The organism is Desulforamulus ruminis DSM 2154 (assembly GCF_000215085.1).
Lineage (GTDB): Bacteria > Bacillota > Desulfotomaculia > Desulfotomaculales > Desulfotomaculaceae > Desulfotomaculum > Desulfotomaculum ruminis.
This window is the reverse complement of record NC_015589.1, coordinates 2682812-2708425: the sequence shown is the minus strand read 5'-3', so window position 1 is coordinate 2708425 and position 25614 is coordinate 2682812. Positions and strand designations below refer to the sequence as shown.

Annotated in this window: 16 protein-coding genes; 11 read left to right on the top strand and 5 right to left on the bottom strand. The window is 49.3% G+C overall.

Translation table 11 applies throughout. The features are described from left to right. Positions 1–123: 123 nt before the first annotated feature. From aguA to DESRU_RS13380, 3 genes are all read left to right on the top strand, one after another. Positions 124–1143, top strand: coding sequence for an agmatine deiminase (gene aguA, locus DESRU_RS13390; RefSeq protein WP_013842626.1), 1020 nt, complete (start codon positions 124–126; stop codon positions 1141–1143). Between the two features lie 25 nt (positions 1144–1168). Then, positions 1169–2038 (top strand): N-carbamoylputrescine amidase, encoded by an 870-nt coding sequence (gene aguB / locus DESRU_RS13385; protein WP_013842625.1) that lies wholly within the window; start codon positions 1169–1171, stop codon positions 2036–2038. 539 nt (positions 2039–2577) lie between these two features. Further along, entirely contained in the window at positions 2578–4038 is a 1461-nt protein-coding gene (locus tag DESRU_RS13380; protein WP_013842624.1) for an amino acid permease, read from the top strand. Between the two features lie 81 nt (positions 4039–4119). Here the strand turns inward: DESRU_RS13380 and thrC are convergent, their stop codons facing one another. From thrC to DESRU_RS13365, 3 genes are all read right to left on the bottom strand, one after another. Then, positions 4120–5619: a threonine synthase gene (gene thrC / locus DESRU_RS13375; RefSeq protein WP_013842623.1), complete on the bottom strand. Its 1500-nt coding sequence runs from the start codon at positions 5617–5619 to the stop codon at positions 4120–4122. 130 nt (positions 5620–5749) lie between these two features. Continuing rightward, the gene (locus DESRU_RS13370; protein ID WP_013842622.1) at positions 5750–7834 is read right to left on the bottom strand and encodes an N-acetylmuramoyl-L-alanine amidase; all 2085 of its coding nucleotides are present in this window, start codon (positions 7832–7834) and stop codon (positions 5750–5752) included. Between the two features lie 11 nt (positions 7835–7845). Next, positions 7846–8220, bottom strand: coding sequence for a BlaI/MecI/CopY family transcriptional regulator (locus DESRU_RS13365; RefSeq protein ID WP_013842621.1), 375 nt, complete (start codon positions 8218–8220; stop codon positions 7846–7848). Between the two features lie 249 nt (positions 8221–8469). Between DESRU_RS13365 and addB the strand changes: the two genes are divergently transcribed. Beyond that, complete coding sequence (gene addB, locus DESRU_RS13360) at positions 8470–11943, top strand: helicase-exonuclease AddAB subunit AddB (protein WP_013842620.1); 3474 nt, start codon at positions 8470–8472, stop codon at positions 11941–11943. After that, positions 11936–15670 carry a helicase-exonuclease AddAB subunit AddA gene (addA, locus tag DESRU_RS13355; protein WP_041275785.1) on the top strand — a complete coding sequence of 1245 codons (3735 nt, stop codon included), beginning with the start codon at positions 11936–11938 and terminating at the stop codon, positions 15668–15670. Before addB ends, addA begins: the two co-directional genes overlap by 8 nt. Positions 15671–15850: 180 nt before the next feature. On the opposite strand, the gene DESRU_RS13350 is transcribed toward addA, so the two are convergent. Further along, positions 15851–16291 carry a hypothetical protein gene (locus DESRU_RS13350; RefSeq protein WP_013842618.1) on the bottom strand — a complete coding sequence of 147 codons (441 nt, stop codon included), beginning with the start codon at positions 16289–16291 and terminating at the stop codon, positions 15851–15853. A 61-nt stretch (positions 16292–16352) separates the two neighbouring features. Beyond that, entirely contained in the window at positions 16353–16652 is a 300-nt protein-coding gene (locus DESRU_RS13345; protein WP_013842617.1) for a hypothetical protein, read from the bottom strand. Positions 16653–16806: 154 nt separating this feature from the next. Here DESRU_RS13345 and DESRU_RS13340 point away from each other — a divergent pair, with 154 nt between their 5' ends. The 6 genes from DESRU_RS13340 to DESRU_RS13310 all read left to right on the top strand — a co-directional run bounded on the left by DESRU_RS13340 (position 16807) and on the right by DESRU_RS13310 (position 25533). Further along, positions 16807–17643 (top strand): AAA family ATPase, encoded by an 837-nt coding sequence (locus DESRU_RS13340; RefSeq protein WP_013842616.1) that lies wholly within the window; start codon positions 16807–16809, stop codon positions 17641–17643. Between the two features lie 76 nt (positions 17644–17719). Further along, positions 17720–19507: a vWA domain-containing protein gene (locus tag DESRU_RS13335; protein ID WP_238446297.1), complete on the top strand. Its 1788-nt coding sequence runs from the start codon at positions 17720–17722 to the stop codon at positions 19505–19507. Between the two features lie 525 nt (positions 19508–20032). Next, positions 20033–21412, top strand: coding sequence for a hypothetical protein (locus DESRU_RS13325; RefSeq protein WP_013842614.1), 1380 nt, complete (start codon positions 20033–20035; stop codon positions 21410–21412). A 166-nt stretch (positions 21413–21578) separates the two neighbouring features. Next, entirely contained in the window at positions 21579–22871 is a 1293-nt protein-coding gene (locus tag DESRU_RS13320; protein WP_013842613.1) for a sulfite exporter TauE/SafE family protein, read from the top strand. After that, on the top strand, positions 22871–23587 hold the full coding sequence (locus DESRU_RS13315; RefSeq protein WP_013842612.1) for a hypothetical protein: 717 nt from the start codon (positions 22871–22873) through the stop codon (positions 23585–23587). The genes DESRU_RS13320 and DESRU_RS13315 overlap by 1 nt, the downstream gene beginning before the upstream one ends. Before the next feature lie 527 nt (positions 23588–24114). Next, complete coding sequence (locus DESRU_RS13310) at positions 24115–25533, top strand: hypothetical protein (protein WP_013842611.1); 1419 nt, start codon at positions 24115–24117, stop codon at positions 25531–25533. Positions 25534–25614: the final 81 nt, after the last annotated feature.

The following is a 25614-nucleotide window of genomic DNA, read 5'->3' as shown; positions in this document are numbered from 1 at the left end:
TACCGGCCGTTTGTTGTATGTAGTCCAATATTGGTTTGAAAAATTTTCCTTTTTATGGTAATATTTTAAAGCATTCTTACTGCGGATCTTTACTGTGGGAAATCAATAGAAGAGGGAAGAAAGATGACGCCGGGGGATTTTCATTTTAAAATGCCTGCGGAATGGTCCAGGCATGCCTGCACCTTTATGGAATGGCCGGTGCATGAAGAACAATGGCCGGATTGCTACCATGAAGCCAAGGGAGCCTTTGCCGAAGTGGCCAGGACCATTGCCTCCTTTGAGCCTGTAACCATGCTGGCCAATCCGGAGCAGGCCCGGGAGGCGGCCCGTCTTTGCGGACCCACGGTCCGTATTGTGTCAATAGAACATGATGACTCCTGGATGCGGGACAACGGTCCGACCTTTGTGGTGAATCTCAAGGGGGAGGTGGCCGGGGTTAACTGGATTTTTAATGCCTGGGGAGAAAAGTTCCGTCCCTGGGCCAAGGACGATCAGGTGGCTCCGGAGCTCTTAAAACAGTTAGGGCTGCCCTGTTTTAACGCACCCATTGTCCTGGAGGGCGGGTCCGTTCACGTGGACGGGGAAGGAACCCTGCTGACCACCGAAGAATGCCTGCTGAATAAAAACAGGAACCCTCATTTAAGTAAAGAGGAGATCGAAGAAGTATTAAGAAAGTTTCTGGGTATTGAAAAATTGATTTGGTTAAAAAAAGGATTGTATGGGGATGAAACGGACGGCCATGTGGACAATGTGGCTTGCTTTGCCGAACCGGGAGTGATTTTAGTCCATACCTGCTCCAACCGCAACGAGCCCAATTATGAAATATTAAAGGAAAACCTCGCTATCCTGGAAAAGTCCAGCGATGCCAAGGGAAGAAAGCTGGAAATCATTAAAATGGAATTACCTCCGGTCCAATATTTCGGAGGAGAACGTTTAACATTAAGTTATATTAATTTCTACTTTGTTAACGGGGGGATTGTACTGCCTGTCTTTGGGGGAGAGTGTGAAGAGACGGACCGGCAGGCCCTGCAGGTTTTACAGAAGACCCTTTGCAACCGGAAGGTGGTTACGGTGAATGGGCTGCCCATCGTTAAAGGCGGCGGGAATGTACACTGCATTACCCAGCAAATGCCCGGTCCTTAGCCATAAAGCTTGGAGGAGGATAAGCATGCGTAAAATCATGGTGGCCGCGACCCAAATGTGCTGTTCCCGGGATGCCGCCAAAAATATTGCAAAGGCGGAAGGGCTTGTCCGGAAAGCCGCTTCCCGGGGCGCCAGGATTATTTTGCTGCAGGAACTTTTTGAAACCCCTTATTTCTGCCAGAAAGAAAAGGCTGAATTTTATCAACTGGCCGCTGAAACAGGAGACAATAAAGCGGTCCGGCATTTTTGCAAAATTGCCGAAGAGCTGGAGGTAGTCCTGCCCATCAGCTTTTTTGAAAGAAAGAACCAGGCACGGTATAATTCCGTGGCCGTAATTGATGCCAGCGGCGAGGTGCTGGGGGTTTACCGAAAGACCCACATACCGGATGGTCCCGGGTATGAAGAGAAATACTATTTTAATCCGGGAGACACAGGATTTAAGGTCTGGTGCACCCGGTATGCCCGCATCGGAGTAGGCATCTGCTGGGATCAATGGTATCCCGAAGCAGCCCGGTGCATGGCTCTGATGGGAGCGGAACTATTGCTGTACCCAACGGCCATTGGTTCCGAGCCCCGGAATGAGGGCCTTGATTCTAAAAATCACTGGCAGCTTTGCATGCAGGGGCATGCGGCGGCAAACCTCATTCCGGTGATAGCATCCAACCGCACCGGTGTTGAAACCATGGAGGATTCCAGGATTACTTTTTATGGTTCTTCCTTTATCGCCAACCCGTTGGGCGAAAAGGTGGCGGAAGCGGATCGCACCTCGGAAACCGTCCTGGTGGCTGAATTTGACTTGGAGAAAATTGACGCCCAAAGGGCCGAGTGGGGGATCTTTCGTGACAGAAGGCCTGAAATGTACAAAGCGATTTTAACTTCCGATGGAATTGTATAATCACTAGGCCAGCCGTTAGTTAAATTGCACCCCGGGGGTGCTTTTTTGTTTTGACACACAATTTACGATATGGTTGATAAATCAAAAATTTAAGGATGGTGTTGATTACCACATTTGGCGGAAGCCCGTTTGCTGTGCTGGGCTATTGCCAACATCATGTGCTGCTGGAGAATGGAAAAGGGGGACGAAGGGAGGCACTCCGGCAAATCCTTGGATTAGGTATGCCGTTCGTTTTGAGCGCAACCTGCAAAAAATAAATTTTTTTGCAGGATTGCAGATTTGGAATTTCTCTGTTATTATACGTTTTTAACCCTTTTACTCAGCCGATAAATTTCTCATGATTTGTGCTGTGCCGTGCAGGAGGACATCTTGTCCCGTCGAATCTTTTACGTTGCTTTATTGCCGATGCGGCCAGGGAAAAAATTTACCCGGGAAGCTTAAGGAGAGATCAGAAATAGAGGCGGGCTGGTTATTTCGGGGGTGTTATAGCTAATATAAAGGTCCGGCAATGATGTCGGCCTGGAAGGAGAAGGAAAAGAATGCCGGAGCAGGAGAGCAATCCATTACCCGGGGTATCCATGAATGAACAGAAGTTTAATAGGGGCCTTAAATCCAGGCATTTGCAGTTAATTGCCCTGGGGGGAATCATAGGAAGCGGCTATTTTCTTGGCACGGGTTATGTCATTGATTCGGCAGGGCCCGCCGCCTGTCTGGCTTATCTGCTGGGAGGTTTGATTGTTTTTTGTGTTATGCTGTGTATGGGCGAACTGGCTGTGGCCATCCCCATCTCCAGTTCCTTTGTAACCTACGCCAATGATTTTATTTCCCCGGCCTGGGCCTGCGGCATGGGCTGGTCTTACTGGCTTACCTGGGTATTTTATGTGCCGGCCGAAATGATTGCCGCGGGAATTATCATGAATCACTTCTTTCCGGCCGTCGGGACCATCTGGTGGGCCATCGGGTTTGGGTTGATCATTACCATTATCAATCTATCCTATGTGGGAACCTTTGGGGAATTGGAATTTTGGCTGGCCATTATCAAGATTTTTGCCATTATTATGTTTGTTATCCTAGCCATTCTGGTTTTCTCAGGCCTGCTGGGCAAGGAAGGATTTATGGGAACCTCCATCCTGCTGGGAGAAGGAGGCTTTACGCCCAAGGGTTCCTGGGCCGTCCTGCTGACTATGGTCATTATTCTGGTCAACTTTCAGGGTTCGGAAATTATCGGCCTGGCTGCCGGCGAAAGCAAGGAGCCGGAAAAAACCATTCCGGCGGCCGTTAAAAATGTTACCTGGCGCATTATTGCTCTCTATGTGATTCCGGTCTTTTTATTGGTTACCATCTTTCCCTGGGGCAAAGCCGGCCTGGAGGAAAGTGTATTTGCCGCGGCTCTCAATTTGTATGGTTTTAAATGGGCCGGCGGATTGTTCTCCTTTGTGGTGCTGACGGCGGCCATATCCTGTTCCAATTCCGGCCTTTACGGTTGTACCCGGGCGGTTTATGCTCTGGCCCGGGAAGGCATGGCCCCGGGTTGGCTGGGCAAGCTCAACCGCAACGGGGTTCCGCAAAACGCCACATTTTTATCCATTGCCGGGTGTTGGATTTGCGTAATGGCTTATACTTTAGACTCCAGTCAGACCATTTTTACCATTCTGCTGGCTTTATCGGGATTTTCCGGGGCCATTGCCTGGATTTCCATCTGTTGGTCCCAGCTTAATTTCCGCCGCAAGCTGCGGCGGGAAGGTTTTGATGCGGGACAGTTGAAGTTCCGCACCCCGCTGTTTCCCTATCTGACTCACTTTGCCATCTGGATACAGGTGGCCTGCCTGGGGGTTATTGCTTTTAATGAGGACCTGAGAATTTCCCTTTATATTGGCCTGCCCCTGTTGATCCTGCCCATGATCTGGTATAAGCTCTGGGGATATAAATTAAAACCGGCGGAAGTAAACCGGGTAAAATATGAAGACCTGTTTCGGGTGTACGGAAAGGATACCATATAATACCATTTTTGCAGTTTGTCAACGATGAAAAAATTTTTAATAACCAAGGCCCTCTCCTTCGAGAGGGCCTTGGTGTATATTTTAGGTTAAAAGATATTCCTGTACCGCGTCGCCAATTTGTTCTTTGTTGACAACCTTTTGGTGCAGTACCGGGCGCTGCTCCAGACCATGCAGTCCTCCCGGGATGGGCCAGCCGGTGTAGGAGGATAAATCCTGCAATAAGGCAAATTCACCTTTACCTTCCAGCGTTTCTTCACCCAGCAGGGCTTTGGCCACGCTGCCGTTGAACTTAAAGGGGCTGGCGGTGGAAGCAACCACGGTGTAGGTAGCGTCACCGGTTTCCCGGCGGTATTTTTCCAGCACGTTAACCGCTACGGCGGTGTGGGTGTCCAGCAGGTAGTTCTGCCGCTCCCAGACTTCTTTAATGGTGGCCAGGGTTTCCCCGTCGTCCGCCGAGCCGGACCAGAACAGAGCTTTCACTTTATTCCGGGTTTTTGCATCCACGGTATAGGAACCTTTGGTTTTTAATTCAGACATCCAGGCGTTAATTTGCTCTGCCTTGCGGTCGGTCAGCAGGTAGAGCAGCCGTTCCAGGTTGCTGGAGATAAGAATGTCCATGGAGGGAGACAGGGTCTTCAAAAACTCCCGGTTGCGGTCGTAGGTTCCGGTGTTAATGAAATCCGTCAGCACGTTATTGGCATTGGCCGCGCAGATAAGACGGTGGATGGGCAGACCCATGGACCGGGCGTAAAAACCGGCTAAAATATTGCCAAAGTTGCCGGTGGGAACCGCAAAGTTAATCTTTTCACCGGATTTAATGGTACCTTCTTTCACTAAATCCGCATAGGCCGAAAAATAGTAAACAATTTGAGGGACCAGGCGGCCCCAGTTAATGGAGTTGGCGGAGGAGAGATTAAAGCCCCGGTCATTAAATCGGGCCTTTAAAGCGCAGTCGCCAAAGACCTGCTTAACTCCGCTCTGGGCATCATCAAAATTTCCCCTTACCGCCACCACATGGACGTTGCCGCCGATTTGGGTCACCATCTGCCTTTTTTGCACTGCGCTAACCCCTTGTTCCGGGAAAAAGACCACAATGCTGGTCCCGGGCACATCGGCGAATCCTTCCAGAGCCGCCTTTCCCGTATCTCCGGAAGTGGCCACCAGTATCACGATATGGGTTTTTTCGCCGGTTTTCTCCAGCGCCTTAACCAAAAACCGGGGGAGGATCTGCAGGGCCATATCCTTAAAGGCGCAGGTGGGGCCGTGCCACAGTTCTAAAATCGAGGTATCGCCGGTGAGTTTTTTTATCGGAGCCACCTCGGGACTGTCAAACTTGCTGCCGCCGTAGGCAGCCTCCACGCACTGGGACAGCTCCTCGGCAGTATAGTCCGTCAGAAATTCCTTTAATATGAAAGTGGCTCGCTGACCGTAGGAAAGGGAGGACATCCTGTCAATGGCTTCCGGGCTAAAGGTTACCGGGGAAGTGGGGACAAAAAGACCTCCGTCAGGGGCAATGCCCAGCTTTATGGCTTCAGCGGAAGAAAGGACGGGACTGTTTCCGCGGGTGCTTTCGTACTTCATGAACAGGCCTCCTAAATCGTTATAAATAATGTCAATGCCTACATTAAACAATATTTTTCGATCTTCGTAAAGCAATTCCCTTTATTCCGGCCATAAATGAACTGTATACATGGTTCTTTCCTCTGTGAACTTAGGCTCCGGCCGGCGAGTCCGGTATCGCCGTAAAGGTACCGTCATACCCGTAATAAGCCATAAGGCCGTTTAGAATAGAAAGGGCGGCTTTTTCCGTGAAGTCCTCGGCCAGAATCCTTTTTAAATCTTCTGAGTTGCTTAGATAAGCAATCTCGACAATAACCGAAGGAAGCGGCAAAGCATGGTTCTTGGATAGAAATTCTCCGGTATTATTGTCATTTATCATATACATATTGCCCGGGATGCATCCCCGGTTTTGGGTCGCTAGATCTCCGACCAGGCTGCTGTGGATGCCTTCAGCCAGTTTTTTGCTCAAGGCATTATCGGCAAAATAATAGGTTTCCGTACCGTGTAAAGTCTCCGCCCTACCGGGAGGAGCGTTGTTGTAGTGAAGATTAATGATGGCGCCGCCCACCGAATAGGCAAAAGCTTTGCGCTCTTTAAGTTCCAGTTTTGTGTCGGTTTGGCGCGTTAAATAAATCTTTAGTTTGTTATCCTTGGTATGGTTGGCGATGGCTTCTATTTTTTTAGCCAATGCCAGGGTCAGATCCTTCTCTTTGGTCTCTCCATTTTCCGCTCCATTGTCCTGGCCGCCGTGAGCAGGATCAACGACAATAATTTGATCGTATACCTCCCAAGGATGCTTGGCCGCAAAATAAATATTTTCCGAGTCCTCGGAGGAAGCAAAAGCGGCAATTTGTTTCTCCTGCACGGTGAGAAGAACTTTTCCCCCTTTATTTTCAAGGGATACGGAATCAATGAGGCCTTGATGAATGGTAAAGCTTCCGGGAGTACAGGTTCCCTCCACAGCAAAAGTATATTTTTTCCCCAGATAATCATCCATTTGCTGCACATCCCCGGCAGACTTCACTTTTTCTGTTTTTTTAACAACAATCCGCTTATGAATCTCATCATAATAAATGGGAGTATCTATTTTCTTGCCCGCTTCGGATACCGTCCGGTTCAACAGGCTGATATCAACAAGGGAGCCGGCTTTTGCTTCCTTTGCTCCACCCAGAGGGTTGGTGAGAAAGAGGACCCCCAGTACAACCGCAATCACCGGAAGGATCAGGGAGCAACGTTTTTTGCCCTGATGATTTTGGAATTTGGATATCATGGTCATTCTCCTTTGCATATCTTTAAAAGATTTTCCCGCACTTACCTGGACCACCGCCGCCTTACCGGCGGCAAAGGTGGCAATGACTTTAATAATGGCCATGCCGTAAGCGGAATAGCGGGCTGGGTCCAGCCTTTTTAATACGTCTGCATCGCAGGCCGATTCACAATCACATTCCATTTTATAAAAGGCGTACCATAACAGGGGATTAAACCAATGGACGGACCGTAAAAGGGAAACCAGCCAGGTGACATATAAATCCTTGCGCTTATAATGCATTAATTCGTGCATAAAAACATACTGCAGCTCATCATCAGAAAGTTTGCTGTCCATATCCCGGGGAAGAATCAGTTTGGGGGCGGTAATTGAAAAAAATGACGGTGTACGCGCCCGGTTATCTTGAATGATTTGAATGTTTTCCCTGATGTGGAGCTTTGCTTTGGTTTCACTAAAAATTTTTTGTAAACGGAGGCTGACGCAGGGAGAGCAGCGTTTAAGATGGCGGTTAAAGCGGACCCAGGAAAAAATCAACAAACCAATCATGAAGATGAACCCAAGGAGCCATATCCCCCCTAAAACCGTTACAAGGGACAGGCTGTTTTCCGGCCCTAAGCTGGGCATCCGGCCGCCGGGTGGGTTTGGCTGCGGAGGTTCCGGGGAAGTTCCGGGTTCAGTGTTCTTCCAGTCATGCGGTCCTACAATCTCATACAGCTTTTTTTCTCCGGGTTCGTTTCCTACGAAGCCCTGGCTTTGTTCAGCGGCATATGTAAAAAGATTAAAGACACTGAAGGAGCTTTCAATATTGAAAGGCATCATCAGTCTGCAAAGAAGTAAAAACCAGATCAGATAAGCAAGGCGGGGATTCAGGCGTGAGCCCATCAGCTTTTTAAATAAGAGGATGCCCAGGGCCACCAGTGTCCCCATGAAGGATGTCTTGACAATCCACATCAGCAATAATTGAAGCAAAGCCGCCCCTCCTACCTTTTACTGTTTTCCAAAATTTTTATCAGTTCTGCCACCTCTTCCCGGGAAAGCTCCTTCTCCTGGACAAAGTTCAGCATAAAATGGCGGATGGAACCCTGATATAATTTATTTAAAAAGGTGTCTGTTTCCCTGTCCAGGTACTCCTTTTCTTCAATCAGCACGTGATAAACATAGGCATTTCCGTTGGCTGTATGGCCAATCACCCCTTTGTCCAATAAACGCCGGATCAGGGTTTTGATGGTTTTAGGCTTCCAGTCTTTGGTCTCTTGCAAGGTTTTTATAACCTCCGCCGCTTTGATGGGGGCTTTGTCCCAGAGGATGCGCATAACTTCCCATTCCGCATTGGATATTTGAGGAATATCCTTCATCCGTCTAACCTCCTTGATTAATACGCCTACAATTGTAAGCAATAAAAGATTACAATTGTAGGCGTATTTTGTCAAGGGTTTTTTGCTTAATTTTAGTCCATGCCCCTCATGTTGCCAGAACTGAAAATTATCGACAGAATGGCCAACAAGTCCCTTTTATTGCAAGGGAATGGAGGGGCTGCCGTAGAATTGTTTTTTAAAGAGAGGTTTTTCTGTTTTAAAAGAATTTTGGTTTATAAGGAGATGCCCATGGGCCTTCGATTTATCATTGGCAGGGCGGGCAGTGGAAAAAGCACCGCCTGCCTGGAGGAAATAAAAAAGGAAATTTTCCGTTCCCAAGAGGGTTCCTCCTTGATTTTGCTGGTTCCGGAACAAGCAACCTTCCAGAATGAGTATCGGCTGGCGGCGGACCCGGAACTGGGCGGGACCGTGCGGGTTCAGGTGCTGAGCTTTCGCCGTCTGGCTTACCGGGTGCTCCAGGAGGCGGGAGGAGCCGTGCGGGCCCATATTGGCGAACTGGGCAAAAGAATGGCCCTGCGGCGCATTCTGGAACAGCGCCGGTCCGAATTAAAAATATTTCACCGGGCGGCCAAACAGCCGGGATTTGCCGACAGCCTGGCGGGGATGCTGGGAGAATTAAAACTTTACCGGGTGCAGCCTGCGGATTTAAAAAAGAGCGGGGAGAAACTGGTGCAAGAGCCGGCGGCCGGCGGCCTGCCGGACAAGCTCCATGATTTGAACCTGCTTTATGGTGACCTGGAGGAGTTTCTGGAAGGACGGTTTACGGACCCCAATGACTATCTGAACCTGCTGGCGGAACGGCTGGAGCGTTCTTTGTTGCTCCGGGAAGCGGAGCTATACATCGACGGTTTTACGGGTTTTACTCCTCAGGAATTTTACGTTATACAAAAAATGCTGCCCCTGGCCAAAAGGCTAACCGTTGCCCTTTGCTTTGATCCGGCTTTGTTATCCGGCGGATATGCCGAGGCAGACGTCTTTCATCCCACGCTGGAGACGTACCATACCCTGCGGGAAATGGCCGAATCCCTGCGGGTTCCGGTAGAGCCGGTAATCGCCTTTAGCCAGGAAATCCCGGCCCGGTTTATGGATAATCGGGCGGTGGCTCACCTGGAACGCAGCTTTTTCTCCAGGCCCGCCGCCGGTCTGCCGGAAGAAAAGGGGGTAAAACTGGCGGCCTGCGCCAACCGCCGGGCCGAGGTGGAAGCGGCCGCCAGGGAACTGACGCGTCTAGCCCGGGACCAGGGGCTGCGCTGGCGGGATATGGTGGTCATGGTCCGGGATCTGCAGGCATACCATCACTTGGTTAGTACCATTTTTCAGGATTATGGCATCCCCTTTTTTATCGACCAAAAGAGAACCGTGGATCACCATCCCCTGGTGGAACTTATCCGCAGCGCGCTGGAAGTGGTCTTGCAAAACTGGGCTTATGACCCGGTTTTCCGGTATCTGAAAACAGACTTGGTACCGGTGGGGCGGGATGAAGTGGATCGACTGGAGAACTATGTTCTGGCCCACGGAATCCGGGGTTCCCGCTGGACGGACGACCGCCCGTGGACCTATTGCCGGCGCTATACCCTGGGAGAAGACCGGGAACCCGGCGAACAGGAACGCATTGAATTGGAGCGCATCAATCAAATTCGTTCCGCCGCTGCCGGTCACTTAAAAGAGTTTGCCCGGGCCATGGCCAAAGCCGGTGCGGTTCGGGAGATGACCACCGCCCTTTTTGAACTGCTGGACAGGCTTGATATTGCCGGACAGTTGGAGCAATGGGCCGGGGAAGCGGAGGAAAAGGGCCGGCTGACCGAGGCCAAGGAACATGCCCAGATTTGGAACAATGTGGTGCAACTGTTGGATGAAATAGTGGAGACCCTGGGGGAAGAAACTTTGACCCTGGAGGAATACGACCGGATACTGGATACCGGTTTGGAAAGTTTAAAATTAGGAATTATTCCTCCGGGACTGGATCAGGTGGTGGTGGGGACCCTACAGCGTTCCCGCAATCCCGATGTAAAGGCCGCCTTGGTGCTGGGAGTGAATGACGGGGTACTGCCGGCCCGGACGGTGGAAGAGGGATTGTTGTCGGATCTGGAGCGGGAGCAACTGCAAGAGCTGGGAATTCGCCTGGCTCCGGGCTCCCGGCGCAAACTGCTGGATGAGCAATACCTGGTGTATATCGCCCTGACCCGGGCCAGCCAGTGCCTCTGGATCAGCTATCCCCAGGCGGATGACGAGGGGAAAGGGCTGCATCCCTCCTGGGTCATTCACCGGATGAAGGAACTGCTGCCCAACCTGAAGGAACTTTCCGTTCCCGTAGAACCCCCGCACCCGGAGGGGGAGATGGACTTCATTGCCTCCCCGGGCCGCAGTTTATCCTATCTGGCGTCCATGCTCCGGGAGATGAAGGCCGGAAAGACGGTGGACTCTCTCTGGCTGGATGTCTATTCCTGGTTTACCCGGCAGGAGGAGTGGAGGAGCCGGTGCCTAAGGGTGCTGGCCGGGCTGGACCATGTAAACCAAGAGGCCCCTTTGCCGGGCAATCTTGGACGGAGGTTGTATGGCAGCCGCCTGAAAGCCAGCGTATCACGGCTGGAGAAATTTGCTGCCTGCCCCTTTGCCCACTTTCTTTCCCACGGTTTAAAGCTGAAGGAGCGGGGTTTGTTCAGGCTGGCGGCTCCGGATTTGGGACAGTTTTTTCATGAAGCCCTGAGGATGTTTGCGGAACGGGTTCAGGACCGGTCCCTGGATTGGGCGCAACTGACCGGGGAACAGGCCGCAGCCATGACCGAAGAGATTGTCCGTGAACTGGCTCCCCGGCTGCAGAATGAAATTCTGCTTAGTTCAGCACGGCACCGTTATTTTATTAACAAGTTAAAAAGGATTGTCCACCGGGCGGTTCTTACGCTGATGGAACATGCCAGAAGGGGCGGTTTCCGGCCGGTGGCCATGGAAATGGGTTTTGGAGACTACGGTCCTTTACCGTCCCTGGACCTGGACCTGGGAAAGGACTGCCAGATGGAAATGTCCGGCCGTATCGACCGGATTGATGCCGCCCGGGAGGGGGATCGCCTGTACCTGCGGGTAATCGATTACAAATCCGGGGAGACGGACTTAAAAATTGCCGACATCTTCCAGGGCTTAAAACTGCAACTGCTTACCTATCTGGATGTGGCCCTGCGTTCTTCGGAACTGCTGGTGCGGCAGCCGGCTCTTCCGGCGGGAATGATGTATTTTGCCGTCCGGGATCCTTTGGTTTCCAGCCCGGGGCCCCTTCCGGCGGAGCAGGCGGACAAAAACCTGCTCAAGCAGTTAAAAATGAAGGGACTGCTGCTGGCGGATCCCCTGGTCATCGCCCAGATGGACAACCAGATTAAAGGCTACTCCGAGCTGCTGCCGGTGGCCTTGAATAAAGAAGGACAATTTTATGGGAACTCCAGGGTCATCACTTTGGAACAGTTTGCAGGATTAAGGCAGTACCTGCTGGCAAAGCTCAGGGAGATTGGCCGGCAAATGGTGGCGGGGCAGGTGCAGATCAGTCCTTATCAGAAGGGCGGGGAAAAATCCTGCCGCTTCTGCCCCTTTCGGGCTGTGTGCCAGTTCGATCCCGCTCTGGAGGAGAATTTCTTTCGTTTGTTTACGGATCCGGAGGATGAAATCCTCTGGCCCTTTATAACCGGCGGTTCAGGAGGTGATTCTGCTGAGTGAGAAAAAATGGACCCAGGAACAAATGGCAGCCATCACCACCCGGGGGGAAAACCTGCTGGTGGCGGCAGCCGCCGGAGCCGGCAAGACGGCGGTGCTGGTAGAAAGGATTCTGCGCCTGCTCACCGATCCCCGGCAGCCGGTGGAAGTGGATCGTCTGCTGGTGGTTACCTTTACCAATGCCGCTGCGGCTGAAATGCGGGAGCGTATTGGCAGGGCTCTCACCGAACAATTGAATGAAAATCCCCAGGCAAAGCATTTGGCCCGTCAGGTGGCCCTGCTGAACCGGGCTTCCATCACCACTTTGCACTCCTTTTGCCTGGATCTGCTGCGCCGGTATTTCTATCAATTGGATCTGGACCCGGCCTTTCGCATTGCCGACGAAGTGGAAGCGGAACTTTTGCGGCTGGAAGTTTTGGAGGAACTCTTTGAACAACATTATGCCGGAGAGGACAACGGCGGTTTTACCCGTCTGGTGGATGCCTACGGAGGGCAGAAAGACGATGCCCGGCTGCAGGATCTGGTGCTGGAACTCTATCGTTTTTCCACCAGTCATCCCTGGCCCCGGTCCTGGCTGGCAGGCCTGGCGGATCCCTTTGAACTGCCGGAAGCCCCGGAGGAGATCGAAAAACTATCCTGGATTAAGCAAATCAAGGATCATATCGCCGAGGAAGTCTCCAGGGTTCTGGCCCTGCTGGAACAGGCGGTTTATTTGGCCCGGCGGCCCGGCGGCCCGGAACCTTATATCGGGACCCTGGAAGAAGACATGGTCCTGGTCCGGGAGTTAAGGGACCGGTGCGGCGGCAGTTGGCAGGAAATGTACAAAAGTTTTTCTTCCGTGCAGTGGGGCCGGCTCAAGGCCTGCCGGGGTGAGTACGATGAAGGATTGAAAGACCGGGTGCAGGGCCTGAGAAACCGAGCCAAAGAAAAGATGAAAGCCCTGCTGGACACCTATTTTTGCGCAGAACCGGCCGAACTTTTCCGGGATCTTGGGACCCTGGTTCCCCTGATCCGGAAACTGTCCTCCCTGACCATTGAATTTACGGAAGCCTACCGGCAGCGGAAGAAGGCCCGGGGACTGGTGGATTTTGGCGATTTGGAACATTACAGCCTGTCTTTGCTGCTGGACGAGAGCAGCCAACCGGGCCGGCTAATTCCTTCCCGGACAGCTCTGGAACTGAGAGAAGCTTATGCAGAGGTGCTGGTAGACGAATATCAGGATATTAACGAGGTTCAGGAGACCCTTTTGCAACTGGTGGCTAAACCCAACAACCGGTTTATGGTGGGGGATGTAAAGCAAAGCATTTATGGTTTTCGTCTGGCGGAACCGGGCTTGTTTTTAGAAAAATATCACCGCTATGCAGCGTCTTCCGAAAATGGCTGCCGGATTCTTTTAAGCCAAAATTTTAGAAGCCGGTCCGGCGTCATTGACGGGGTTAATTTTGTCTTCCGGCAGATTATGACCCGGGAAACCGGAGATGTGGATTATGACAGCGCGGCGGAATTGAAATACGGAGCCCATTATCCGGCTGCCGAAGATGAGCCCCTTGGACAAGAGGCGGTGGAACTGCACCTGATTAACCGAGAAGAGAAAGAGGAAGAAGTTCTTCCACCGGCTTCCGGCGGAGAAGGGGAAAGTATCAATGGCGCTGAAGAGCCGGAGCTGGACAGTGATCAGGCGGAGGCCAGGCTGGCGGGAAAGAGAATTCTGGAACTGATCCAGGGCGGCGCAGGGGCGGGTCCCTGCCGGGTCTGGGATAAAAATACCGGCACTTACCGACCCATCCGTTTCAAGGACATGGTGATCCTGCTGCGGGCCACCGCCGGACGGGCCAATACCTTCTTAGAGGAACTAAGGGGCCTGGGCATTCCCACCTATGCGGAACTGGGGACCGGATACTTTGAGGCCATTGAGGTGGAAACCTTTTTATCCCTTTTAAGAATTATTGACAATCCCCGGCAGGATGTTCCCCTGGCGGCGGTGCTGAGATCACCCATAGTGGGACTGAAGGCCGTTGATCTGGCCAGGATCAGCCTGTGCGCCGGGGAGGGCGATTTTTATGACCGGCTGCAGCGGGCGGCCCGGGAAGATCTGGGAGCCCTTGCTCAAACGTTGTCCGATTTTTTGGTACAGTTGGAAAAATGGCGTTCCTGGGCCCGCAGAGGGTCCCTGGCGGACCTGATCTGGAGGCTTTATGGGGAAACCGGGTATTACGATTATGTGGGCGGCATGGTGGGAGGCAGCCAGCGGCAGGCCAATTTGCGGATTTTGTACCACCGGGCCAGGCAATATGAGTCCACTTCCTTCCGGGGGCTTTTCAAATTCCTGCGTTTTGTGGAGCGAATCAGGGCCACCGGAAGCGATCTGGGTTCTGCCAGAACCCTGGGGGAAAATGAGGACGTGGTCCGCATCATGAGCATCCACAAAAGCAAGGGACTGGAATTCCCGGTGGTTTTTGTGGCCGGATTGGGCCGGCAGTTTAACCTTACCGGTTTAAATAAAGAGATGCTAATGCATAAATCCCTGGGCCTGGGACCCCAGATCATCAACTTGGAAACCCGGGTCAGCTACCCCAGCCTGCCCAAATTAATGATGAAGGAACGGTTAAAAAGGGAAGCCCTGGCGGAAGAAATGAGGGTGCTGTATGTAGCCCTGACCCGGGCCAGAGAAAGATTGGTACTGCTGGGGTCGGTAAAAAATCTGGGCCGTTCCCTGGAACACTGGTGCGGCGCAGTGGGTCAAGGGGGATGGCAACTGCCCGAGGCGGAGCTCCTGCAGGCTAAGACCTTTCTGGACTGGATCATTCCTGCGGTAGCCCGGCACCGGGAAGGCAGGGTTCTGCTGCAGCGGGCGGAGACAGAGGCTCTCCCCCCGGCTGTGGTGGCGGAGGACCGCTCCAAGTGGAGGATTGCCCTGTGGAAGCGGACGGAACTCCAGGACCAAGCCAGGGAAAGTAACTCCCAGGCAGAGTCTCTATTGGAAAAAGTGCGCTGTCTGGAACCTCTGGAGGATGCAGGACAGCGGGAGGAAGTAAGCAAAAGGTTAGGATGGCGTTATCCCCGGGCGGAAGTGGCGGCAAAAGCCGCCAAGGTGACGGTTACCGAAATCAAACGGAGATTTGATTCCCTGGACCATTTGGAAGAAAACTTTGAAACAGTGATTCCCAGGCTGGCCCGACGGCCGAAATTTTTACAGCAGGACCGGGGGCTGACCGGGGCCGAAAAGGGAACCATCCTGCACACGGTGATGCAGCATGTGGATCTCCGGGAAACTCCGGACCCGTTAAAAATCAGCGTTTTGCTGCAGGATCTGGTAGACAGGGAAATTTTGCTTCCGGAACAGGCCGCAACCGTTGATCCCCAAAGCATTGTACGCTTTTTCCAAAGCCCCCTGGGCCAGCGGGTTCTCCGGGCTAAAGGAGTTAGCCGGGAACTGCCTTTTACCTTAACGGTGCCGGCAGGGGAAATCTATCCCGATTTGCCGCCCCAGGGAGAACAGGCAGAGGTGGTGCTGGTGCAGGGGATTATTGACTGTTTGGTGGATGAAGGGGATGGCTTTTTATTGGTGGACTATAAATCGGACGCAGTTCGCCCGGGACAGCCTCCGGTAGCGGAACGGTACCGCGGGCAGATCAATTTGTACAGCAGGGCGGTGGAGAAAATTTTGCAGAGACCGGTGAGGGAAAGGGTTATTTATTTGTTTGACACCGGTGAAACGGTTTGGCTGTAAGTCTTGGGGGTAATTTTTGGGGGTCTAGTTGTTAGTCTTAGGGGTAATTCTTTGAGGTCCTGTTGTTAGCCTTAGGAGTATTTCGTTTGGATCCTGTTGTTGGTAGGTACTTGCAGGATCCAAAAGAAATGCGGCATTAGGCCAACAACAGGACCCAAAGAAAGGCAGTATGAGTCTAGACTATTCCGGCCAGGAGGCTTGGGGGGATTTGGTGAATTTTACTTCCCAGAACACCCTCATTTTCAGAGTGTCGTCCTTCTCAATATTACCGGACAGTTTTTTATTGGAGACCATCACGTCAAAGACACTGTTGACATAGGAATCGAACAACAGCTTGCCGGCTTCTTCCTTGCTGAAGGCAATGGGCAGACGGATGCCGTTCTGCCATTTTACCAGCAGAAAATACATGTCCAGTTCGGGATCATAGGCCCAGTTGGTGAAGTATTCACCGTCAGCCCTTTCCAAGGGTTCCGTCCAGGCCGGATGGACCAGAACCATGGTGGTCCGGGCCATATCATTGCCGTTTTCATCTTCATATTGCAAGTCCGCCCAGGCGCCAAAATCCGGGCTGTAGGCTGTGGCTCCGTATTCTTTAATAATATCCAGTTGTGACTGTTGCATTTTGAATTCCTCCTAAAAAATAAGCTTTATCCAAATTCACCCTGTGCCCATTATTCCCTGCTTAAAAAAATTCAATCTGCCGGTACTTGTTTTTTATCTGATCTTCCAGGCGAACCTTTAAATCAGGACGTCCTTCGCGCAGCCATAAGTTATAGCCCTGGGATTGCTCAATGCTTTCCCTGCTTTTTCCTGCCGTCATGCCCAGGTAGAAGCCGTCCAGGCGCCAGATGTACAGGAAGATTTTATCCGAAGAAGGACTTACCTGAACCTTGGCAATGCACCACTGATTCCTGTGCCACCAGTAAATGTAGCGTTGGTCGATATCCTGGGTAATCAAGGGCCGGACCCCCAAAGTAATCATATCTTTTCCAAATTCGCCAAACCTATGAAATTATCCTTTTTACAAAGCATCATTGTTTTTAAATAAGGGTTTATTGCATTTTTCTTACGAGGCAGGTTATGTTAGGAAACAGGGAGAATAAAAGCTTTTAAATCATAAAGCAGGAGGCTATGCCATGGGAATAAAGGATAAAGACTGGGGTGTTAACGTAGACCACCTTCCGGATTTCTGGGTGGATCCGGAAAAATTGTCTGTAATTCAGGATCTTATGTTTTCCGGGATCAATGTCATGCTGACGGGAGATCCCGGAACCGGCAAGACAGAGCTGACCAAGAGGCTGGCCCAGGCTCACGGACTGCCTTTTCACCGGGTCAATGTAGGGGCTATCCGGACACCCCGGGATTGGTTCGGCCACTGGGAGTTCATTGCCGGACAGACGGTTTTTATCCAGTCGGAACTCGTTGCCGCCATTCAAAGACCGGGGCTGGTGGCACTGGATGAATTCAACCGGGTAACCCCGGACATCCATAATTCCATCTACACCATTTTGGATCATAACCGGGAAGTCTATATTGAAGAAACCAAACAACATATTGCCGTTCATCCCCGGTGCATTTTCATCTCTACCGAGAACCGGGGGCGCAGCCATACCGGAACCTTTATGGAAGATACCGCAGTGGATGACCGTTTTGAATCCATCCGGTTGGAACTGCCTCCGGTGGAGGTCATGGCCGGACTGCTGGAGAAGGTTTACCAAGCGGACGGAGATCAGGCTCTGCTGTTAGCCAGAATCACTCATAAATTAAATGCCCTATTCCATGAGGAGAGCTTGAGCCGGCCCACCGGTTTCCGGCCGGCCATTTCCGCCTGCGCTTTATTAAGGCGGGGGCAGCCTTTAAAAACAGCCTTAAAATATACCTTCGTCAACCGTTTCTCCCCGGAGGGAGGCGTGGACAGCGAACAAACCACCGTGCTCCAGGTAATTCAGGCTTACCTGCCCTCCGGTAAATAAAGGGAAGTCTAAGAATAGAATATCCCCGAAAAGGTTAAAAAAGCTTATTTGAATGGAGGTGAGTTTGTTGACTGCAGTGAATCCAACAGAAGGCTGGAAAACAAAAAGTCTTTCGGATTTTTGGCTCTCCGGCCGGGGATTGGAAGGCGACGGGGCGAATCACGGGAATTGCGCTCTTTTCAGTCACCGGCTGTTGGCCTCGGAGGATATGGATGCCCAGGCTATGGTCATGACCGCTATTCTGGGAGCGGTTTCCAGGGTGGTGGATATCGTTCACGGCCGGAATAAATTTACCGTTCATTTCTCTTCCAAAGAGACCCGGACGGATTTTGCCAGAAAGCAAATCGCTCTCAGCGCCGAACCCCTGATGGACCCGCCTCCTTGTTATTTATTGCCGGATATTGTGGATGTTTTAACCGGCATGGCTCTGCACCAAGCGGCCCATGCCCAGTTCAGCAGTCCGGAATTCTATACCGAAATGCCGGGAAATCCTTTCATGGCCGTCATACGCAAGGTGGTAGAGGAGGTTTTTGTGGAGCATTTAACCTCTCTTTATTATCCCGGCTACAGGGGATATTTCTGGAAGTACCGCCGGTACGAATTTGATCTTGATCTGGAGAAATGGGCCCACAAACCCCGTAAGAATTTAATGGAGAACGAGTTAAATCTGCGTGCCACCGAATTTTTGCTGGCTCTGAGATCCACCCGGGACTATAAACCCTCGGTGGCCAGGGTTCAACAGGTGGTAGACCTGGTAAAAAAGGCGGTTTTAATCGACAATCCGGATCGTTTAAAAAGATTAAGCACCCGCAACCTAGCCAAAAGGGCCTATAATGAACTGTTCGGGAACATGATCCAGCATGATATTGCTTATTCTCTCCCCAGCTCACTGCTGGATTACCAGAATCGGGGCGACTACCAGGCAGAAACAGGAAGTGCCGGTGCCAAAGATAGAACCAACATTCCCAGTGATTTGCAAAACTTGATCCAAAATATGCGCCAGGAACAGCTTCAGGTGGCCAATATGGCGGAAATTATGGAAGCAGGTCTGGATCCCGATTATCCCCCGCCACCGCCTCCCATGGTGGTGTTTCGGAGGCCAGTGATGGATGAAGGGGCCGCAGAACGCTACGAAAAGGCCAGAACCACCGTGAAGCCCTTTATTATCCGGTTAAGAAACCGATTGTCTTGGGCCAATACCCGTCAGGTCATTCACCAATACCACCTGCCCAGCGGGGAACTGGACGAGGACGCCCTTTATCAGGCGGCTTACTCCAATAAGCTTTTCCAACGTTCGGAAGTGATTGAAACGCGAACCCGCAATTTAGATATGGCTTTATTGATCGATACCAGCGCCTCCATGGTTTACCCGGCCGCCGAAGGAATATCCAGAATCGAACTGGCTAGAAATCTGGCCGCCTTGTTCGTGGAAGCCATGGAACCGGTGGATTCGGTGCAGACCTGGGTCTTTGGATTTAACCTCAAAGTGGCGGTAAATATGCAGGAACTGTATTCCCCCTCCCTTACCCAGAAGGCACGCCTGGGCATGTCCGGAGCGGAAGGAACCACCCCGGAGGGCAGTGCGGTAAAATATTGCGCTCTCCGGTTAATGTCCGAGGGCAGAAGGTGGGTGCAGAAGGTTTTAATTGTTATCACCGATGGAAACCCCAATCCGGGACCTGAAACCAAGCTGGTTAAAGAACAGGTGCGCCGCCTGAAGAACCTGGGATGTAAAACCATTCATATTTCTGTGGGAGATCGACCGGGGGACTATGGGTATGAACACAGCATCCCCTGGAGTGATTATAATACGGTGGTTATTGAATTTGGCAGATTGCTCAAAAAACTTGTTGAAGAAGAATAGGTTACAACAAAGAATGAACCCGCCGGCAACCATGGCGGGTTCATTCTTTGTCATCGGAGAGGGGCTTTTGAAGTACAAGCTTAAATAAATAATTTTGTCAATAGTTTTTTAAAAAATATTTTTTAAAATTTTATAATTGGTAAATTTAACTTTGACTTCCAAAAAACAGGAGTAAGATAAAACAAAAATTCTAAAATTGTCGTACAAATCCGGGTAATGACAAATGATTTTTGTCATACAGACGATAATGTGGTTATATTGGATATAGTGTGATGAAAACATCGAAAAATAGCAAAAGAAAAATTGAATTTGTGCAAAATAAAACTTGAAATCAAAAAAACCTTTTGATAGCATAACCCCAAATAATAGACCACAAAGAAGAATTTTTTCATAACAAAAGCATAAGATTATCTTTTTAAATTTTTTTAAAAAACTAAGTAGTTTTTGATAAAACTTAATGTCAATTGGATTACGAACTTTTTATGAAATTACAAATTTTTTAAACGGGATAAAGGGGGGAAGACCTTGTTTTTCCGTAAAATTACCACCAAAAAAAACGGCAAAGAGTATGTTTATGTAAAACTTATTGAAAATTACCGTATGGAAGGTAAGGTAAAACAACGTGTCATTGCGAACTTTGGCAGCATTGATAATCTTTCTCCCGAAAGAATTAACTATTTGATTGCCAGCCTGAGAAAACTGCACAACGAGCTGGATATACAGGATAAGGAATCTGCAATGTCCTTGGGGGATAGCCGGATTTCCGAAGTACGAAATATTCTTTCCAGTACAGGCATAAAAGGCGGCTTGGTCCAGGTGCTGGGAGAAGGTCAAACCTATGAGGTGGCTGAAGCCATGCTGCTGAAGTCATTGCTGGCCGGAGAAGTAAACAGCCCTATTCAGGAGTCCTGCAAAGAATTGGGATTCATCAACGCCACCAGTTTGCAATTCTATCAGATTATGAAGCAGTTGGGGGAGGAAAGGACCAGGGCTGTCCTAAATACCGGGGGTCTGCTTTACGCCGGAAGTAATGAAATTATTCACAAACCAAGATTTGTCAGTTTAACCACTGGGATATTTGAGGGCACTTCTTTTGAAATGGATCTTCCGGGGAGCCTTTTTTACCCTCAGAATTATCAAAAACCCTTTATTCTTTTGTTAGCCTGTGACATTCAAGGCTTCGTTATGGATTTTGAATACGCCGAGGAAAAAAAAGAAATACAAGATCGTTTACATCAACTAATTGATCGATTAGCCTGTAAAACGGACCATCCCATGCTTGTTCTGGACGGTGAAAACCTTTTAAGCACCGGGGCTGCCAATTATCTGGTGGCTAGAGAAGTTCCGGAAGACATTAACAACAACCAGAACCACGAAGTTCTCCAGGGAAAGCAATTCTTTACTACGGTTTCTTATGAACAAAAAAGTCCAACTCAAATGAAAGAGGTTAAAGCCAATTTGGCCAAGGCCTGTGCGGGGTTGGAAACCATTAAAGCAGATATTTTGCTGGGGAATGTAAATAAAGAGGCGGTTGTCAGGCGCAAAGCCGAATCCGTGATCAAAACCAATAATTGCCAGGATATGGTATCCTTTAGCTTTAATGAATTAACTCAAACCTTTGAGTATCAAATTAATGAAGAAGCGGTTAAACAAAAAAATCAATCCATTATTACTCAGACCTGGGTTGTTGAACCCACAGCCGCTTTTGTGCCTGTATTCGACAGTATTCCTGTGAAAACAAGCACTTTTAGAGTAATAACCGATCAATTAAAAATGCCGCCCATTAACATGTATGTAGATTACCACTATTCCCCGGAAATTATCTCGGGTCACATTCAACTCGAGATTATTAAACAAAAAATAACCAGGACTCTGAATGAATCACGGCAAGGGGGTGAAGCCTAAGGCGCAAATAAATTTTCAACTGTTAATTTTGCTATTCATTTTAAATTGTAGCACTTTATAGGGCTTTATTCAAGAACTGCTTGCCAGAAAGTACTAAATATTTGTCACTACAATCCGGATAAGAGTTAGAAAGTACTTTGTATGAACGCTAAAGGAGGTTGCCTGCATGAGGGGAATATTTAATGCCCTGATGTCTGCATCCAGAGCCCATGCTAAATGGGAACTGGAAATGTCCAACAACATTGTCCGCAACAGAAAGCATTTGCTTATTTTAGCTGTTATGATGCTTCCCTTGATTATTCCTGCCATTGGCCACGCGGCGGACCTTCCCGCATTTATCGGAGGGAAAAGCGCCTATGGACCTTCCCACTATAATCCGGTTATGTTTTACGGCTCCATGGCAGTGGGTGTTTGTGCCGGATTGATTACCGGCTGTATCGGTGCCGGCGGTGGCTTTGTAATCACCCCTGCATTAATGAGCTTAGGTGTTAAAGGGATTCTGGCCGTAGGTACTGACCAGTTCCATATTTTTGCCAAGGCCATTATGGGTACGGTTATTCATAAAAAATTAGGGAACGTGAATGTGGCTTTGGCCATTGCCTTCCTGGTAGGTTCCGGTATCGGGGTAACCGCAGGCGGAACCTTGAACCGGGCTCTGTTTAACGCTAACCCGGTAATGAGTGATTTTATGATTAGTTCTGTTTATGTCGTCATGCTGGGCTTCCTGGGCTTTTATTCCATGTATGACTTTCTTAAATCCAGGGGCGACAAGAACCAGAGCCAAGACGTCCACGGCGGTCCTGCGGGTTTAACCCCGCTGGCGGTTAAACTGCAAAAAATTAATCTTGCACCCATGGTGACCTTTGACGAAGACATTACTCCCGGCGGCCGCAAGATTTCCGGCTGGTTTGTAGCCGCTTGCGGTGCTGTAGTGGGCTTTGCCGCAGCTATCATGGGAGTGGGCGGCGGCTTCCTGACCTTCCCCATGTTTGTTTATGGTCTGGGTGTTTCTTCCTTCACCACCGTAGGAACCGATATTCTGCAGATTATTTTTACCGCTGGTTATAGCTCCATTGCCCAATATGCGATTTATGGTTATATCTTCTATACTCTGGCTATGGGCATGCTGGTGGGTTCCTTGCTGGGGATTCAGATCGGCGCAGCCACCACCAAAGTAGTTTCCGGTATGTATATCCGGGCGTTCTACGCCATTGCCATTCTGGCCGGTTTTGTTAACCGCTTGTTTGCCCTGCCGGAAAAAATGGCTCAGATGGGCTATATTTCCATGGAGGCTTCCACCGGTAAACTGCTTGCGGATATTGGTGCCTGGATTTTCTTTGGTCTGGTCATTGTCTTTGCCGGCTGGATTATTATTAGCTTTATCAAAGGGATTCCCATCTTGAGGGCTGAGTCTGACAAAGGTGCTGTAACCGCCGGCGGGAAAGGAGTGAGCCATTAATGATTAGAGACAGTAAAGCCTTTATCATTGGCGTGGTCATGATGGTGTCCTTCCTGGGCATTTACCTGTATATGATGAGTCCCTCCTTTGGAAATGGCAGGAATGGATTGGAGTTTGCCGACGATTTGTTTAATTCTATCTCAAAAGGATCCGTGGAAAATGTCATTGGTGCCGAGCTGGAGAAAACAGCGAAGTTTGACGGTACTGAGATTGCTGTGGAGCTGAAAGGCAAGGATGAAAGCCAGGCCGAGCGGTGGTCCCAAGTTCTGCAAAAAGTTGAAGGTGCCGAGGTCAGTGTGAACAAGGAAGTAGTCTCCTTTAAAGGGGATCTGGGTAAGGTATTTGCGAGTATTTCCGCAGACTGCCAGGCCATGTTTGAAAATAATGGCGATGTAATACAACAGAAATACAATACCGATCCCAGGGATGCAACCAACCGCTGGTACAATATTACCAAGGCCATGACCAAAAGTCTTGACGCACAGGAGAGCTTTAAAGAATCTCTGGCACTTCAAAGTTATCAACAGAAGGTTATCGAACCCGCCTATAACTATTACGGTGTGGAGATCCTGCATGTTTCCGAGCATGCACCTCTGATGACCTTTATGATGGTGTTTTATATGGTTTACACCCTGTGGTATGGTTTCGCCATTTATTACCTGTGCCAGGGTCTGGGTATCACCATGAGTAAGTCCGGGAAAAAAGCAGAAGCATAAAAGGTGTTTATAAAAAATAATACCCGCCCAAGGCGGAACACGGTAGGGAAGTTTCTCATTTCCCTGTCAGAAAAGACACAGGTTTTATCCTGTGTCTTTTCTGCGTTCATTTCATTGTTATCTATAAATGGACGGCAGAATGGGTTAAATAAAAAGATCAACAGAACAATTTTTGTCAATACATTTTTTGAAAAAAGCACAAAAAAAGTATTTTAGCCTTTAGAAGTGCTAAATTTAATTCGGAAGTGGAGCAAAAACTGGTAAGCAACAGAAGAAACTTAATGACGATATTATTCTGTCACATCAATTATAATCATGATTAAAGGCTATTTATTCATGACAAATAAAATAATTGGCTAAAAAAGTTTTTGTTTTGTGCGAAAAAGTGCTTGCATTCAAAAATACCATTTTATATCATTACCCCAAAATAGAAAGACAAAAAACCTTTTTAAAAATCGTTTGAGCTTAGTTAAAATATTTTTTTTAGGATATGAAATATGCTTTTAAATGAGAAGAGGTGATGGGGTTTGTTTTTCAGGAAAATTACCACCAAAAAAAATGGTAAAGAATACGTCTACATTAAGCTTATTGAAAATTACCGTTTGGATGGCAAGGTTAAACAGCGAGTGGTGGCAAACTTCGGGAGTATTGAAAATCTTTCTCCTGCCAGGATTAATTACCTGATCTCAAGCCTCAAAAAACTACACAACGAATTAGAAACGCCGGAGAATAAGGTCAAAGAATTACCGTTCTCTGAATCCTGGGTGGCGGAAGTAAAAATTGAGTTGGAGCGTTCCCGGGTGAAAGAGGCTTTAATAGAAGTTTTGAATGAAAACCAGTATAAGCTAGCGGAGGCTCTCATTATTAAAGGGATGCTGGCTGGGGAATTGAATCGTCCGGTGCATGAGGTCTGTGGGGAATTAGGTCTGGTGGAAGGCACAAGCTTACAATTTTATAACCTGGTAAAAAGATTGGGAGAAGAAAAGATAAGGCAGGCTTTAATAAAAACCAGGCTTTCCAGCATACAAGATAGGGAAAAAAATCACAATTTGATTTTCATTCACCTGTTGCCGGGAGTATTTGAAGGAACCACCTTTGATGTGGATGTTGCCAGTAACATCTATATTCCTCAAAGTTATCACAAGCAAATCAACCTGCTTCTTGCCTGCCAGGGGAATGGCAGCCTGATTGAATTTGAGGTTGCCGATTCGGCTGAGCATTACCAGGAGGAACAATTGCAAATACTGGTCAACCGATTGATTAATTCATTCGATGGTACGGTTGTTGTTTTGGATGGGGAGGACCGCATCAGCGGTAAAAGTGATCGGTATGTGATCGCCAGACCTGCCGGTGAAATTCCGAAAGAAAAGATCACCGCTCTGGACAGCGGAAGTGTGGACTTGGAACATCAGATTTGCTTTAAAGTGAATTGTTATGAACAAAAAAGCAAGGTCCGGATAAAAGAAATAGAGGCTAATCTGGCCCGGGTTTCCGCAGGGCTGGAGACCCTTAAAGCAGACATATTGTTAGGAAAGTTAAACAAAGAAAGCGCGGTCCGGAAAAAAGCGGAAGCGGTCATTAAAGCCAATGAATGCCAGGAACTGGTAAGCTACAATTTTAGCGAAGCCACACAGAAATTTGGCTATCAGATTCATGAGGATAAAGTAAAAGAAAAGTGCCGGTCCATCGTTACCAGCACCTGGGCCATTCAAAAGCAGGATTTAAAAAATACCATCCTTCCTGCCATTACAACGGTTCATATCAAAACAGACTGTTTAAAAACCATCCGAGACCAACTAAAGGTTCCTCCCATGAATCTGTATGTGGATTATCACTATTCTCCAGAGATTATCTCAGGTCATATACAACTTGAGATGATTAAATATCAACTATCAAGGGGCCCAGTGAAAGGAGGTGAGGCTCCGGAAAGCTCAGTAAGGCCATAACTGACTAATACCTATTTTAAGAAATAAGCACCTTGAACAACAGGAAAAAGCACTATTCTGGGATTTTGCAATGGTTATGAA

Bases quoted from the DNA above. Each gene is read 5' to 3' on its own strand.
- DESRU_RS13380 (WP_013842624.1), top strand. From the start codon at position 2,578: ATGCCGGAGCAGGAGAGCAATCCATTACCCGGGGTATCCATGAATGAA.
- aguB (WP_013842625.1), top strand. From the start codon at position 1,169: ATGCGTAAAATCATGGTGGCCGCGACCCAAATGTGCTGTTCCCGGGAT.
- addB (WP_013842620.1), top strand. From the start codon at position 8,470: ATGGGCCTTCGATTTATCATTGGCAGGGCGGGCAGTGGAAAAAGCACC.
- DESRU_RS13365 (WP_013842621.1), bottom strand. From the start codon at position 8,220: ATGAAGGATATTCCTCAAATATCCAATGCGGAATGGGAAGTTATGCGC.
- DESRU_RS13320 (WP_013842613.1), top strand. From the start codon at position 21,579: ATGAGGGGAATATTTAATGCCCTGATGTCTGCATCCAGAGCCCATGCT.
- DESRU_RS13315 (WP_013842612.1), top strand. From the start codon at position 22,871: ATGATTAGAGACAGTAAAGCCTTTATCATTGGCGTGGTCATGATGGTG.
- DESRU_RS13340 (WP_013842616.1), top strand. From the start codon at position 16,807: ATGGGAATAAAGGATAAAGACTGGGGTGTTAACGTAGACCACCTTCCG.
- thrC (WP_013842623.1), bottom strand. From the start codon at position 5,619: ATGAAGTACGAAAGCACCCGCGGAAACAGTCCCGTCCTTTCTTCCGCT.
- aguA (WP_013842626.1), top strand. From the start codon at position 124: ATGACGCCGGGGGATTTTCATTTTAAAATGCCTGCGGAATGGTCCAGG.
- DESRU_RS13350 (WP_013842618.1), bottom strand. From the start codon at position 16,291: ATGCAACAGTCACAACTGGATATTATTAAAGAATACGGAGCCACAGCC.
- DESRU_RS13345 (WP_013842617.1), bottom strand. From the start codon at position 16,652: ATGATTACTTTGGGGGTCCGGCCCTTGATTACCCAGGATATCGACCAA.